This window comes from Enterobacter sp. MGH 33, assembly GCF_000534535.1.
GTDB lineage: Bacteria > Pseudomonadota > Gammaproteobacteria > Enterobacterales > Enterobacteriaceae > Enterobacter > Enterobacter hormaechei_C.
Map to the genome: position 1 here is coordinate 4,027,354 of NZ_KI973212.1, position 14,009 is coordinate 4,041,362.

Annotated in this window: 12 protein-coding genes; 4 read left to right on the forward strand and 8 right to left on the reverse strand. The window is 56.1% G+C overall.

Features of this window, described 5'->3' with window-relative positions; all coding sequences use genetic code 11:
• Window positions 1-50: 50 nt before the first annotated feature.
• The 8 genes from L379_RS05310 to syd form a co-directional block, all read right to left on the reverse strand.
• Window positions 51-1,196, reverse strand: a complete 1,146-nt coding sequence (locus tag L379_RS05310; RefSeq protein ID WP_017382830.1) for a glycerate kinase — start codon at window positions 1,194-1,196, stop codon at window positions 51-53.
• Between the two features lie 77 nt (window positions 1,197-1,273).
• The gene (gene gudD, locus L379_RS05305; protein ID WP_032619132.1) at window positions 1,274-2,611 is read right to left on the reverse strand and encodes a glucarate dehydratase; all 1,338 of its coding nucleotides are present in this window, start codon (window positions 2,609-2,611) and stop codon (window positions 1,274-1,276) included.
• A gap of 15 nt (window positions 2,612-2,626) precedes the next feature.
• Window positions 2,627-3,967, reverse strand: a complete 1,341-nt coding sequence (locus L379_RS05300) for an enolase C-terminal domain-like protein (RefSeq protein ID WP_032655694.1) — start codon at window positions 3,965-3,967, stop codon at window positions 2,627-2,629.
• Window positions 3,967-5,322, reverse strand: a complete 1,356-nt coding sequence (gene gudP, locus L379_RS05295) for a galactarate/glucarate/glycerate transporter GudP (protein WP_003862734.1) — start codon at window positions 5,320-5,322, stop codon at window positions 3,967-3,969. The genes L379_RS05300 and gudP overlap by 1 nt, the downstream gene beginning before the upstream one ends.
• 308 nt (window positions 5,323-5,630) lie before the next feature.
• Complete coding sequence (locus L379_RS05290) at window positions 5,631-6,080, reverse strand: flavodoxin (protein ID WP_015571732.1); 450 nt, start codon at window positions 6,078-6,080, stop codon at window positions 5,631-5,633.
• 15 nt (window positions 6,081-6,095) lie between these two features.
• A complete protein-coding gene (truC, locus tag L379_RS05285; RefSeq protein ID WP_032654838.1) occupies window positions 6,096-6,881 on the reverse strand; it encodes a tRNA pseudouridine(65) synthase TruC in 786 nt (261 codons plus the stop codon).
• Window positions 6,878-7,207 carry a YqcC family protein gene (locus tag L379_RS05280; protein WP_017382834.1) on the reverse strand — a complete coding sequence of 110 codons (330 nt, stop codon included), beginning with the start codon at window positions 7,205-7,207 and terminating at the stop codon, window positions 6,878-6,880. The genes truC and L379_RS05280 overlap by 4 nt, the downstream gene beginning before the upstream one ends.
• 632 nt (window positions 7,208-7,839) lie before the next feature.
• Window positions 7,840-8,385, reverse strand: coding sequence for a SecY-interacting protein (gene syd, locus L379_RS05275; protein WP_032654840.1), 546 nt, complete (start codon window positions 8,383-8,385; stop codon window positions 7,840-7,842).
• 69 nt (window positions 8,386-8,454) lie between these two features.
• Between syd and queF the strand changes: the two genes are divergently transcribed.
• From queF to L379_RS05255, 4 genes are all read left to right on the forward strand, one after another.
• Window positions 8,455-9,297 (forward strand): NADPH-dependent 7-cyano-7-deazaguanine reductase QueF, encoded by an 843-nt coding sequence (gene queF, locus L379_RS05270; RefSeq protein WP_015571734.1) that lies wholly within the window; start codon window positions 8,455-8,457, stop codon window positions 9,295-9,297.
• Window positions 9,298-9,413: 116 nt separating this feature from the next.
• Complete coding sequence (gene ppnN, locus L379_RS05265; protein ID WP_003862748.1) at window positions 9,414-10,778, forward strand: nucleotide 5'-monophosphate nucleosidase PpnN; 1,365 nt, start codon at window positions 9,414-9,416, stop codon at window positions 10,776-10,778.
• Between the two features lie 504 nt (window positions 10,779-11,282).
• Entirely contained in the window at window positions 11,283-12,572 is a 1,290-nt protein-coding gene (locus L379_RS05260) for an HAAAP family serine/threonine permease (protein WP_003862749.1), read from the forward strand.
• A 62-nt stretch (window positions 12,573-12,634) separates the two neighbouring features.
• A complete protein-coding gene (locus L379_RS05255) occupies window positions 12,635-14,002 on the forward strand; it encodes an L-serine ammonia-lyase (RefSeq protein WP_015571736.1) in 1,368 nt (455 codons plus the stop codon).
• Window positions 14,003-14,009 lie beyond the last annotated feature (7 nt).

Here is a 14,009-nt window from a genome sequence, read left to right on the forward strand (position 1 = left end):
GACCAAAGCCCGGTGGCGCTTCGCTTACCGGGCCTACAGGAGCACGAACGTTAACGCGACATCCCCTGCCCCATCTTTATCACCGCCGCAATATTCCTTGCGGCCATCTGTACATTCTGTTGCGCATTTTCCAGCGCATCCTCCAGCGAGCAGATGGTGTAAATCACGCTGAATACGGCATCCAGTCCATGCTCATGCACCACGCCAACATCCGCCGTCAGGCTGCCGGCAATGCCGATAACTGGCTTGTTATAGCGTTTCGCGACTCTCGCCACGCCAACGGGCACTTTGCCGTGGATCGTCTGGCTGTCGATACGCCCTTCGCCCGTGATCACCAGATCGGCGTCCGCGACCTGTTCATCAAGATGCAGGGCATCGGTGACAATCTCAATCCCCTGACGGAGCTGTGCGCCGCAAAATGCATACAGCGCCGCCCCCATTCCGCCAGCCGCACCGCCGCCCGCCAGGTTTAAGACGTCAATATCCAGATCCCGGGCGATAATTTTTGCGTAATGCGCCAGCGCGTTGTCCAGCGTCCTGACCATCTCCGGCGTCGCCCCTTTCTGCGGACCAAATACCGCAGAAGCGCCAGCTTCGCCGATCAGGGGGTTGGTCACATCGCAGGCCACTTCAATTCGACAGTCTGCCAGCCGCTTATCCAGCCCGCTAAGATCGATATGCGCAAGGCTTGCCAGTTCGCCGCCGCCCGGCCCTACGGGCTGCGCTTTCGCATCCAGCAGTTTTACGCCCAGCGCCTGCACCATGCCTGCGCCACCGTCATTGGTCGCGCTGCCTCCAATGCCAATAATGATATGCTTAACGCCCGCATCCAGCGCATGACGGATCAGTTCCCCGGTTCCCCAGGAGGTGGTGATTAACGGGTTACGCTTTGCGGGAGCAACAAGCTCCAGACCGCTCGCTGCCGCCATCTCGATAAAAGCGCTTTTCCCGTCTCCGGATAACCCGAAAAACCCTTCCACGCGTTCACCCAAAGGCCCGGTAACGGGAACATGGACAAGACGCCCATGCGTGGCTGCCACCATCGCTTCCACCGTCCCTTCGCCACCATCGGCAACCGGTAATTTGACATAGTCCGCTGACGGGAAAATGTCGCGAAAACCGACCTCTATCGCTGTCGCCACCTCCAGCGCGCTCAAGCTTTCCTTATACGAGTCCGGAGCGATAACAATTTTCATAAGCCATCCTTACGCATGTTAGTTACGTTAAGCATACACCACGTAAGGGACCACTCATGGGAGCGGTCCCAATGTGCTTATCGTACCATGCACGGACGTTTATTGTCGAATGTCCACTCTGGGATCAGGTATTGCATCGCCAGCGCGTCATCACGCGCACCCAGGCCGTGTTTCTGGTACAGCTCATGCGCTTTCATGACCTGGTCCATATCCAGTTCTACGCCCAGACCCGGCGTAGCAGGAACCTGTACCATACCGCCTTTGATTTCAAACGGCTGTTTGGTCAGGCGCTGGTTGCCCTCCTGCCAGATCCAGTGGGTGTCGATGGCGGTAATGTTGCCCGGCGCGGCAGCCGCCACGTGGGTGAACATCGCCAGCGAGATGTCGAAGTGGTTGTTGGAGTGCGAGCCCCAGGTCAGGCCGAACTCATGGCACATCTGCGCCACGCGAACCGAGCCCTGCATCGTCCAGAAGTGCGGGTCTGCCAGCGGAATGTCCACCGATTGCAGCGAGAGCGTGTGCCCCATCTGACGCCAGTCGGTCGCGATCATGTTGGTGGCGGTTGGCAGCCCGGTGGCGCGACGGAACTCCGCCATCACTTCACGTCCGGAGAACCCCTGCTCTGCACCGCACGGATCTTCCGCATAGGCCAGCACGCCTTTAAGCTGCTTACCGATTTTTATCGCCTCATCAAGCGACCAGGCACCGTTCGGATCCAGCGTGACGCGCGCCTGCGGGAAGCGCTTCGCCAGCGCGGCGATCGCCTCTGCTTCTTCTTCACCCGCCAGTACACCGCCTTTCAGCTTGAAGTCATTAAAGCCATATTTTTCATACGCGGCTTCCGCCAGGCGCACTACCGCGTCCGGGGTCATCGCTTCATCGTGACGCACACGATACCAGTCGCATTTTTCGTCCGGCTGGCTCTGGTACGGCAGCGGGGTGAGTTTGCGGTTGCCGATAAAGAACAGATAGCCGAGCATCTCCACTTCACTGCGCTGTTGGCCGTCGCCCAGCAGGGAAGCGACATTGACGCCCAGATGCTGGCCCAGCAGATCCAGCATCGCGGCTTCAATGCCCGTGACCACATGGATAGTGGTGCGCAGATCAAACGTTTGCAGACCACGGCCACCCGCATCACGATCGGCAAAGGTTGTACGCACGCGAGTCAGCACATTTTTGTACTCGCCCAGCGTTTTACCCACCACCAGCGGAATGGCGTCCTCCAGCGTTTTACGGATCTTCTCCCCGCCCGGGATTTCACCGACACCGGTATGCCCTGAGTTGTCCTTGATCACCACAATATTACGGGTGAAGAACGGCGCATGGGCGCCGCTCAGGTTCATCAGCATGCTGTCATGTCCCGCGACAGGAATGATCTGCATGGAGGTGACTACAGGGGTAGAAAATGTGCTCATCGTTCGATCCTTTTATCAGTGACGTCCAAATACAGGGCGCTTACGGTCAAATGTCCAGCCGGGGATAAGGTACTGCATCGGGCCTGCGTCGTTGCGCGCGCCGCCCGGCAGTTTTTTATACGCTTCATGCGCCTTGTGGATCTGATCCCAGTCAAGCTCCACGCCCAGCCCCGGCGCATCCGGTACGGCAATTGTGCCGTTTTTGATTTCAAGTGGATTTTTGGTCAGGCGCGCTTCGCCTTCCTGCCAGATCCAGTGCGTATCGATGGCGGTCGGGTTGCCCGGCGCCGCCGCGCCAACGTGGGTAAACATCGCCAGCGAAATGTCGAAATGGTTATTGGAGTGGCAGCCCCAGGTGAGCCCCCAGTCATCGCACAGCTGCGCCACGCGCACCGCGCCGGAAAGGGTCCAGAAGTGCGGGTCCGCCAGCGGTATGTCCACCGCATTCAGCATCACCGCATGGCCCATTTCACGCCAGTTGGTGGCGATCATGTTGGTCGCAACCGGCAGCCCGGTAGCGCGGCGGAATTCGGCCATCACCTCGCGGCCAGAAAATCCCTGCTCGGCGCCGCACGGATCTTCCGCGTAGGTCAGCACGTCGCCCAGCCCTTTGCACAGCGCGATAGCTTCATCCAGCAGCCAGGCGCCGTTCGGATCGACGGTGATGCGTGCCTCCGGGAAGCGTTTTTTCAACGCGCGCACGCTGTCAATCTCCTGCTCGCCGGGCAGAACGCCGCCTTTCAGCTTGAAGTCTTTGAAGCCGTAGCGATCCTGCGCCGCCTCTGCAAGGCGTACCACCGCCTCGCCAGAGAGCGCCTCCTGATGACGCAGGTGATACCACTCGTGGCTGCCCGGCGAGCGTTCCAGATACGGCAGATCGGTTTTCGTCCGGTCGCCAACGTAGAACAGATAGCCCAGCACCGTTACCGCATTACGCTGTTTGCCTGGCCCCAGCAGTTCGCAGACCGGCACGTTCAGCGCCTTGCCCAGTAAATCGAGGAGGGCCGCCTCCAGCGCCGCCACCGCGTTAACGCGCAGTTCAAACGTCCAGGCGCCTTTGCCGAAGGTATCAAAATCCGCCGACTGGTTACCCTTATGCACCCGCTGAACCACCTTGTTCAGGCGGGCGACCTCCTGCCCAACCACCTGCGGGATGGCGTCGACCAGCGTCTGGTAAATCACCTCTCCGCCAGGCGCTTCCCCGACGCCGGTATTCCCTGCGCTGTCGGTCAGCACCACAATGTTGCGGGTGAACCAGGCGTTATGCGCGCCACCAATGTTGAGCAGCATGCTGTCCTGCCCCGCCACCGGAATGACCTTCATCTCCGTCACGATCGGGCTTGATTGCATTGTCATCATCCGCGCTCCCCAACAGGTTTCAGTTCGATTCGTTTGATGTCACCCACCAGCACCAGATAACTGAGTACCGCCACCAGCGCATGGACGCCTACATAAATCAGCGCGCCGTTGAAGGAGCCAGTGGTGCCGACGATGTAACCGATAGCGATTGGGGTGACAATGCCGGAAATGTTGCCAAACATGTTGAACAGACCGCCGCTCAGGCCGCTGATCTCTTTCGGCGCGGTATCTGCCATCACCGCCCAGCCCAGTGCGCCAATGCCTTTACCGAAGAAGGCCATCGCCATAAAGCCGATAATCATCCACTCCGCGCTGACGTAGTTACAGAACACCATGGTCATGGAGAGCAGCATGCCGAGTACGATTGGCGTTTTACGCGCAATATTCAGCGAACCGGTACGACGCATCAGCCAGTCGGAGATGACCCCGCCAAGCACCCCACCCACGAAGCCGCAGATGGCCGGCACGGAGGCGACAAACCCCGCCTTCAGAATCGACATCCCGCGTGCCTGCACCAGGTAAACCGGGAACCAGGTGATAAAGAAGTAGGTTAAGGCGTTAATGCAGTACTGGCCGAGATAGATACCGATCATCATTCGTGAGCCGACGAGCTGTTTGATCTGCCCCCATTTCTGGCTGAACGGAACTTTAGCTTTCTGGGTTTTCTGATCCATGTTGATCAGCGCCCCACCTTCAGCAATGTAGTCCAGCTCTTTCTTGTTCACGCCCGGATGCTGGTTTGGTTCGTGGATCACTTTCAGCCAGATGAAGCTGATGACGATCCCCAGCCCGCCCATGAAGAAGAAGACGTGCGACCAGCCCACTTCGTGCGTCAGCCAGCCCATGATTGGCGCGAAAATAACCGTCGCAAAGTATTGCGCCGAGTTAAAGATGGCTACCGCCGTTCCCCTCTCCTGCGCCGGGAACCAGGCGGCCACAATACGGCTGTTGCCAGGGAATGATGGCGCTTCCGCTAAGCCCACCAGGAAGCGGAGGGTAAAGAGCGCAATGATAATGCCGAAGCCGCTGAAGATATCCACGAAGCCCTGTAACAGGGTAAACATCGACCAGATGAAAATGGACCAGAAATAGACCCGTTTTGAACCAAAGCGGTCCAGCAGCCAGCCGCCAGGGATTTGGCCGATTACGTAGGCCCATGAAAATGCGGAGAAAACATAACCCATACCTACCGGATCAAGTCCGATGTCCTTTGCCATCTCAGAGCCGGCAATGGATAACGTGGCACGGTCGCCGTAGTTGAAAGAGGTGACGATAAACAACATCACCACTATCCAGTAGCGGGCGTTGGTGCGCTTCTCAGCGCTGCTCGCCGCGTGGCTTAATGTACTCATTGTTGCACTCCTGAAACATAGCTTTCGCCTGGTTCATTCTGTACAGCACCTGTAGGGTAATCAGAATGAGAGATTTGTGTTTGGTTTTGGTACGGCCAGAAGCCGTTTTATAGTGACGGGAAAAGTATATGAAGGAGTGCCTCTTCACCTCACCGTGCAAAAACACAGTATTGAAGGGCGTGAGGGAGGTTGTTTAGGGCATAAGCCCAGAGGAGTGGAAGGTGGTTCACGGAAATGGCGTTTGGGGCGGGGTGTAATGCCGGGTGGCGGCTACGCCTGACCCGGCCTGGCATTGGTATAGCGCAGGGTTATTTAAGCAGCGTTGCCCAGTGCTCGACCCACGGGTTTGACTCGCTTTCTGGCTCAGGGTGTTCACCCGCATCAATCAGCAACATCTCTCCGACGCGCTGAGCGCTCTGTTCCTGCAACAGCGCGTCGAACTGTTTACCGCCACCGCAGAAATTAGCGTAAGAGCTATCGCCGAGGGCGATGATGCCATAGTGAACATCTGGCTGATAGCCGAGCTGGTCTTTAATGCCCTGGAAAAGCGGGACGATGCTGTCCGGCAGATCGCCCTGCCCGGTGGTGGAGGTCACCACCAGGATGTATTTATCTTTATACTTTTCCCAGTCCGCCAGCTCCGGATCTTCATAGACCGTTGCTTTATGGCCCTGGTTTACAAGGATTGCTTCCGCTTCCTCCGCCACCAGCAGCGAGTTGCCGTACATCGTGCCGACAAAAATGCCTACTTCAGCCATGCTTTGCTCCCGTAATTATTGCGCTTGCTGTTCATCCTGAACGTTGACTGCGGCAAACTCAACCCTTTCATTTTCGGGGAGTTGTCCCAGCCAGCCAAACTGTGACAGCGCCTGCATCCAGACCTCGTCCAGCCCCGCGCGAATAGTCAGCGGTTCGCCGGTAAACGGGTGCGCCAGGCGTAGCTCGCTGGCGTGCAGCATCAGCCGGTTACAGCCAAAGTGCTCGGCCGCGCTGCGGTTCTGGCGCAGATCGCCGTGCTTGCTGTCGCCGATAATCGGGTGGCGCAGATGTGCAAGGTGGCGGCGAAGCTGGTGCTTGCGCCCGGTTTTGGGCAAAAGCTCAACCAGACTGTATCGCGTGGTCGGAAATTTGCTGGTCGCCACCGGCAGTTCTGTGGTCGCCATACCGCGATAGTCGGTCACCGCAGGCTGCGGGCCTTTATCTTCGCGGGCAAATTTATCGGCGATTTTATCCAGTTCCTCCACCAGCGGATAATCAAGCGTGGCGGAATCCGTCAGCCAGCCACGCACGATGGCGTGGTAGCGCTTTTGCATCTGGTGGTGCTCAAACTGCTGCGAAAGCAGTCGACCCGCCTCACTGGAAAGCCCCATCAGCAGAACGCCAGAGGTTGGCCGATCCAGACGATGGGCAGTAAAGACGTGCTGACCGATCTGATCGCGCACGGTTTGCATGACCACGACTTTCTCATCGCGATCGAGCCAGCTACGGTGCACCAGCCAGCCGGACGGTTTATTCACCGCCACTAACCACTCATCCTGATAAAGGATCTCAAGCGTCATGCATCGTCACCGGCGAAAAGCGCATCGAGCTTTTCCAGCTCCACCAGCATCATGGCACGCGCCGGGTGGGTCGCTTCCAGCGCCATTTCGTAATAGGGAGAGACGGCAAAAGACGCGGGCAACGCGTGACCACCTTCCAGCAGCGCGTGCATACGCGGAATTAAGACCCACTGGAGCCACTCGAACGGGGCCAGCGTATCCAGACAAAACGGTTGGGTGCTGGCGAACGCGTCTGGCTGCGGCGCGTTATCCTGCCACAGCTGATGCTGGCGCATAAGGGCTTCGATGGCGTGCAACTGCGCACGAACGTTGTCATGATGCGACATATATACCTCAACTGAAAAACGGAATGGCGCGAAGCATAGCATTGCGGACGACAGAAATAAAAAAAGGGAGCACTGTAAAAACAGTGCTCCCGGTTCGTTTCGCAGCATTCCAGCTACAATACGTGCTCCCTGCTCATCCGTGACAACTTTTCCTGATGCCCGAAGGCCTGGTCATCCCTTTACCTTTTGCTTCCTGCTCACATCGTCCTGATGTGTAGGTTTCATCCTGAAACGTCCTGGCCATCCTGACCCACCGACCATCCTGACCGGCTCTCGTTCTCCTTCCTGGAGGTGTCCCTTACGCGTCCTGCGTGATCCACTTTGCTTCATCCTGAAGCCTTCCTGCGGCGTCATCCTGACGTGTTCCTGGTAAGAAACGCCATCATCCTGATGTTCGTTTCTCGTGTCGGCATCCTGTCGACACAGATAGAATCCGCTATTCTGCTTCGTCTTACAACCCACCTTGTGAGCAATGTAAGCCAGGCGAAACGGGGGATTTCCTTTCAGAAAACCACTAACTTGTTGAAAGAGAAGTTAATATTAATCTGAAATCCCTAAGACAATGCTAATTGTTTCGGCGATGTCTCACAGAGCGTGTAAGAGATCTCTCACACGTCCAGTAGCATCATGGATTACAGAAGCGGCTCAATTCGGGTAAGAAAATCCGCAAGTGAAGGCGCGAGAACGTCGCGATTGCGGGTGCCGAGCGTCTCTTTGATGACCTCGCCAGACAGATTGCAGACTGAAATGACGTCCAGTTCACTGTCGAGCGTCGCAATAAAGAGAGTCGGAGAGAGCTTAAGGCGTTTTTGCGTGACCAGGTGACCAATGAGGTTTTCCTGAACGCGTTGCAGATCGTCTTCGCTCCAGGTTTGCAGCAGCGTCAGCGGCTGTCCTGCAAAACATGCAGTCATATCCCCGGCAAACTGCGTGGTATAAAATGTATGAAGCGCAGGTTGTATCACAAGGTCCATCGCGCGTTCAACCGCATTTACATTCTGCTCGACCGTGAACGGTTTCGGTTGCCAGATAACGTAATCATCCTGCGAAGCGATAATGCACGGTGACGGCACGCCATATAAGTCAGCACTTTGCGGCCACGTCCCCCGCTTTTCATGCCAGGCATCGCAATAGCGGGTCGTGAAGGACGTCAGGGCATTTGCAGTTTCGATATCCACCGATTTCTCTCTTCTTGTAAGACAGGATAAACTCAGCCCATAAGTGTACCTGTAAAGTGGCTATGAAACATGTCTTACGAAAATCATCAGGCGTTAACGGGCTTAACGCTGGGTAAATCGACCGATTACCGCGACACCTACGATGCAAGCCTGTTGCAGGGCGTGCCGCGCAGTCTGAACCGCGATCCGCTCGGGCTGCACGCTGACGCGCTGCCGTTTGTCGGCGGCGACATCTGGACGCTGTACGAACTCTCCTGGCTGAATGCGCGCGGTCTGCCGCAGGTGGCCGTGGGCCACGTCGAGCTGGATTACGCCAGCGTAAACCTGGTCGAATCCAAGAGCTTTAAGCTCTATCTCAACAGCTTTAACCAGACCAAATTTAACAGCTGGGACGAGGTGCAACAGACGCTTGAGCGTGATTTAAGCGCGTGCGCGCAGGGGAACGTAACCGTCTCGTTATACCGTCTGCATGAGCTGGAAGGACAGCCTGTCGCCCATTTCCACGGCACCTGCATCGACGATCAGGACATTGAGGTGGAAAGCTATGAATTTAGCACCGACTACCTGGAAAATGCGGCGGGCGGAAAAGTGGTCAACGAGACGCTGGTCAGCCATCTGCTGAAATCCAACTGCCTTATCACCCATCAGCCGGACTGGGGCTCGGTACAGATCCAGTACCGCGGCCCGCAGATTGACCGTGAAAAGCTGCTGCGTTACTTGGTGTCATTCCGTCATCACAACGAATTCCACGAGCAGTGCGTGGAGCGCATCTTCAACGACATCCAGCGTTTCTGCCAGCCCGAAAAGCTGAGCGTTTACGCCCGCTACACCCGTCGCGGCGGTCTGGATATCAATCCGTGGCGCACCAATACCGATTTTGTCCCTGCCACCGGACGGCTGGTGCGCCAGTAAGATAAATATTTTCACAATATGCGGGCGGTATTCCGCCCGAAGTGTTGTGAAACGTCATAAGCCAGGGCTATTGTAATCAACAGGGAAAGACGATAATCGTCCCATAAGGAGCTCACTTGATTACACATATTAGCCCGCTTGGCTCTATGGATATGTTGTCGCAGCTGGAAGTGGACATGCTTAAACGCACCGCCAGTAGCGACCTTTATCAACTGTTTCGTAACTGTTCACTTGCCGTACTGAACTCCGGAAGCCTGACCGACAACAGTAAAGAGCTGCTGTCCCGCTTCGAAAGTTTTGATATCAACGTGCTGCGCCGCGAGCGCGGGGTGAAGCTGGAAGTGATCAACCCGCCGGAAGACGCTTTTGTCGACGGGCGTATTATTCGCTCACTTCAGGCCAACCTGTTTGCCGTGCTGCGCGACATTCTGTTTGTTAACGGACAGATCAGCAACGCCGGACGATTCCAGCATCTTGACCTGGAAAGTTCCGTTCATATCACCAACCTGGTCTTCTCCATTCTGCGTAACGCCCGCGCCCTGCACGTGGGCGAAGCGCCGAACATGGTCGTCTGCTGGGGTGGTCACTCCATTAACGAAACCGAATACCTGTATGCCCGCCGCGTGGGGACGCAGCTCGGCCTGCGCGAACTGAATATCTGTACCGGTTGCGGTCCTGGCGCGATGGAAGCGCCAATGAAAGGCGCGGCAGTAGGTCACGCGCAGCAACGCTATAAAGAAGGCCGTTTTATCGGCATGACCGAGCCGTCGATCATCGCCGCTGAGCCGCCTAACCCGCTGGTTAACGAACTGATTATTATGCCGGATATCGAAAAGCGTCTTGAGGCGTTTGTCCGTATCGCGCACGGCATCATCATCTTCCCGGGCGGCGTAGGTACGGCGGAAGAGCTGCTTTATCTGCTCGGGATCCTGATGAACCCGGCCAACAAAGATCAGGTCCTGCCGCTGATCCTGACCGGCCCGAAAGAGAGCGCCGACTACTTCCGCGTGCTGGACGAGTTTATCGTGCATACGCTGGGCGAAGACGCGCGCCGTCACTACCGCATTATTATTGACGATGCCGCAGAAGTGGCCCGTCAGATGAAAAAAGCAATGCCGCTGGTGAAAGAGAATCGTCGTGATACCGGGGATGCCTACAGCTTTAACTGGTCCATCCGTATCGCACCGGATCTTCAGATCCCCTTCGAGCCGTCGCATGAGAACATGGCGAACCTCAAACTCTATCCGGATCAGCCGGTGGAAGTGCTGGCTGCCGACCTGCGTCGCGCCTTCTCCGGCATTGTGGCGGGGAACGTGAAAGAGGTGGGGATACGCGCAATTGAAGAGTTTGGCCCGTATAAGATCCACGGTGATCCGGAGATGATGCGCCGCATGGATGACATGTTGCAGGGCTTTGTCGCTCAGCACCGCATGAAGCTTCCAGGCTCTGCCTATATTCCGTGTTACGAAATCATCAAGTAAAGCGACATTTCTCTCCTCTCAAGCCGGATCGTCATCCGGCTTTTTTATTCGTGTTGCAATTCATAGCGATCTTCAATGTTATTAACAAATCTGACGCCAGCGCAAACGATTACCTCGTTTTTGAAACCGTAAATAATCAGCCTTAATCGAAATTACCCGCCAGAAAATCCTAAAATCCCATTTCTTTACAGCGAAAGACACCTATATCGCGGGTCGACCTTTTCGAAAACATGTCGTTAATGGTAGCCTTCGCGCCCGTAAATTCTCTTTGATGTTTTTTTAACAGATAAATGGTCTAAAGATACCCACATCACAAGTGGATTATTGCATTTGGGATCGCGATCACTGATAGATTCATAACTAGAATGTATCTTTCCGCCCGCCAATAGTTACGGGCAAAAATTATTAAAAAACCGTCACTGAACGAATTTCATATTACCGTCAGGCGCTTTTTCATCGGATTTGACTAAAAACCTGACAATTTGCTTCCTCCAGGAGATACAGATGGAAACCACTCAAACCAGCACCGTTGCTTCGATTGAATCCCGAAGCGGTTGGCGCAAAACGGATACCATGTGGATGCTTGGCCTGTACGGCACAGCAATCGGCGCTGGTGTACTGTTCCTTCCTATCAACGCAGGTGTCGGCGGTATGATCCCGCTGATCATCATGGCCCTCATTGCCTTCCCGATGACCTTCTTTGCGCACCGAGGCCTGACCCGCTTCGTGCTGTCCGGTAAAAACCCGGGCGAAGATATCACTGAAGTCGTTGAAGAACACTTCGGCGTCGGCGCAGGTAAGCTGATTACCCTGCTCTACTTCTTCGCGATTTACCCGATTCTGCTGGTGTACAGCGTTGCTATCACCAACACCGTAGAAAGCTTTATGATGCACCAGCTTCAGATGACCCCGCCGCCACGTGCGATTCTGTCCCTGATCCTGATCGTCGGTATGATGACCATCGTGCGCTTCGGCGAGCAGATGATTGTGAAAGCGATGAGCGTGCTGGTGTTCCCGTTTGTTGCGGCTCTGATGGTGCTGGCTCTATACCTGATCCCACAGTGGAACGGCGCTGCGCTGGAAACCCTGTCTCTGAGCAGCGCATCCACGACCGGCAACGGTCTGCTGCTGACCCTGTGGCTGGCGATCCCGGTGATGGTGTTCTCCTTCAACCACTCGCCAATCATCTCTTCCTTCGCAGTAGCGAAGCGTGAAGAGTACGGCAATGGCGCAGAGAAGAAGTGCTCCAGCATCCTGGCTCGCGCGCACATCATGATGGTACTGACCGTAATGTTCTTCGTGTTCAGCTGCGTGCTGAGCCTCTCCCCGGCGGATCTGGCGGCGGCGAAAGAGCAGAACATCTCTATTCTGTCTTACCTGGCAAACCACTTTAACGCACCGCTGATTGCGTGGATGGCGCCGATCATCGCAATTATCGCCATCACCAAATCCTTCCTGGGCCACTACCTGGGCGCACGTGAAGGCTTCAACGGCATGGTGATTAAATCTCTGCGTGGTAAAGGCAAGACCATTGAAATCAACCGTCTGAACAAAATCACTGCGCTGTTCATGCTGGTGACCACCTGGGCGGTAGCCACCCTGAACCCAAGCATTCTGGGCATGATTGAAACCCTGGGCGGCCCGATTATCGCGATGATCCTGTTCCTGATGCCGATGTACGCGATTCAGAAAGTGCCTGCGATGCGTAAATACAGCGGCCATATCAGCAACGTGTTCGTTGTTGTGATGGGCCTGATTGCCATCTCCGCTATTTTCTACTCGCTGTTCAGCTAATACCTCCTGCGCCGTCTGCGGACGGCGCACTTCTCCCCTCTGACTGAAGCAATGGACGCATCATGATTAGCGTATTCGATATCTTCAAAATCGGTATTGGTCCTTCCAGCTCTCACACCGTCGGACCAATGAAAGCCGGTAAACAATTCACGGATGACTTGATTGCACGCGGCATTTTGCACGACATCACCCGCGTGGTTGTCGATGTATATGGTTCCCTTTCCCTGACCGGTAAAGGCCACCATACCGATATTGCCATTATCATGGGGCTGGCGGGTAATCTGCCGGATACCGTTGATATTGATGCAATACCTGGCTTTATCCAGGACGTGAACACCCATGGTCGTTTGCTGCTGGCGAACGGCGAGCATGAGGTTGAATTCCCGGTTGATCACTGCATGAATTTCCATGCAGATAACCTGTCGCTGCACGAAAACGGCATGCGCATTACCGCGCTGGCCGGCGACAAAGCGGTTTACAGCCAGACGTATTACTCCATCGGCGGCGGGTTTATCGTCGACGAGGACCATTTTGGTCAAAGCACCAATTCTGCCGTTGATGTGCCGTACCCTTACAAAAACGCGGCCGACTTACAGCGTCACTGCCAGGAGACAGGGCTTTCTCTCTCCGGCCTGATGATGAAAAACGAGCTGGCCCTGCACAGCAAAGAGGAGCTGGAACAGCACTTCGCTAACGTCTGGGAAGTGATGCGCAGCGGCATTGAGCGCGGGATCACCACCGAAGGCGTGCTGCCGGGTAAACTGCGTGTTCCGCGTCGTGCGGCTGCGCTGCGCCGCATGCTGGTCAGCACCGACAAAACCACCACCGACCCGATGGCCGTCGTCGACTGGATCAACATGTTCGCGCTGGCGGTGAACGAAGAGAACGCCGCGGGTGGCCGCGTCGTCACCGCGCCAACCAACGGGGCGTGCGGAATTGTTCCGGCGGTTCTGGCGTATTACGACAAGTTTATCCGTGAAGTGAATGCAAACTCACTCGCGCGGTATATGCTGGTCGCCAGTGCGATTGGCTCACTGTACAAGATGAACGCCTCGATTTCCGGCGCGGAAGTGGGCTGTCAGGGTGAAGTGGGCGTCGCCTGCTCTATGGCGGCGGCGGGTCTGGCCGAATTACTGGGCGCAAGTCCTGCGCAGGTTTGTATTGCGGCGGAAATCGGCATGGAACATAACCTGGGGCTGACCTGCGATCCGGTCGGCGGACAGGTCCAGGTGCCATGCATCGAGCGTAACGCCATCGCCTCTGTGAAAGCGGTGAACGCGGCCCGTATGGCGCTGCGTCGTACCAGCGAACCGCGCGTCTGCCTCGACAAGGTTATCGAAACCATGTACGAAACCGGTAAAGATATGAACGCCAAATACCGCGAAACTTCCCGCGGTGGCCTGGCGATGAAGATCGTCACCTGCGATTAAGCCTCTC

Bases quoted from the DNA above. Each gene is read 5' to 3' on its own strand.
- L379_RS05300 (WP_032655694.1), bottom strand. From the start codon at position 3,967: ATGACAATGCAATCAAGCCCGATCGTGACGGAGATGAAGGTCATTCCG.
- gudD (WP_032619132.1), bottom strand. From the start codon at position 2,611: ATGAGCACATTTTCTACCCCTGTAGTCACCTCCATGCAGATCATTCCT.
- queF (WP_015571734.1), top strand. From the start codon at position 8,455: ATGTCTTACGAAAATCATCAGGCGTTAACGGGCTTAACGCTGGGTAAA.
- L379_RS05310 (WP_017382830.1), bottom strand. From the start codon at position 1,196: ATGAAAATTGTTATCGCTCCGGACTCGTATAAGGAAAGCTTGAGCGCG.
- L379_RS05290 (WP_015571732.1), bottom strand. From the start codon at position 6,080: ATGGCTGAAGTAGGCATTTTTGTCGGCACGATGTACGGCAACTCGCTG.
- L379_RS05255 (WP_015571736.1), top strand. From the start codon at position 12,635: ATGATTAGCGTATTCGATATCTTCAAAATCGGTATTGGTCCTTCCAGC.
- L379_RS05280 (WP_017382834.1), bottom strand. From the start codon at position 7,207: ATGTCGCATCATGACAACGTTCGTGCGCAGTTGCACGCCATCGAAGCC.
- L379_RS05260 (WP_003862749.1), top strand. From the start codon at position 11,283: ATGGAAACCACTCAAACCAGCACCGTTGCTTCGATTGAATCCCGAAGC.
- truC (WP_032654838.1), bottom strand. From the start codon at position 6,881: ATGACGCTTGAGATCCTTTATCAGGATGAGTGGTTAGTGGCGGTGAAT.
- gudP (WP_003862734.1), bottom strand. From the start codon at position 5,322: ATGAGTACATTAAGCCACGCGGCGAGCAGCGCTGAGAAGCGCACCAAC.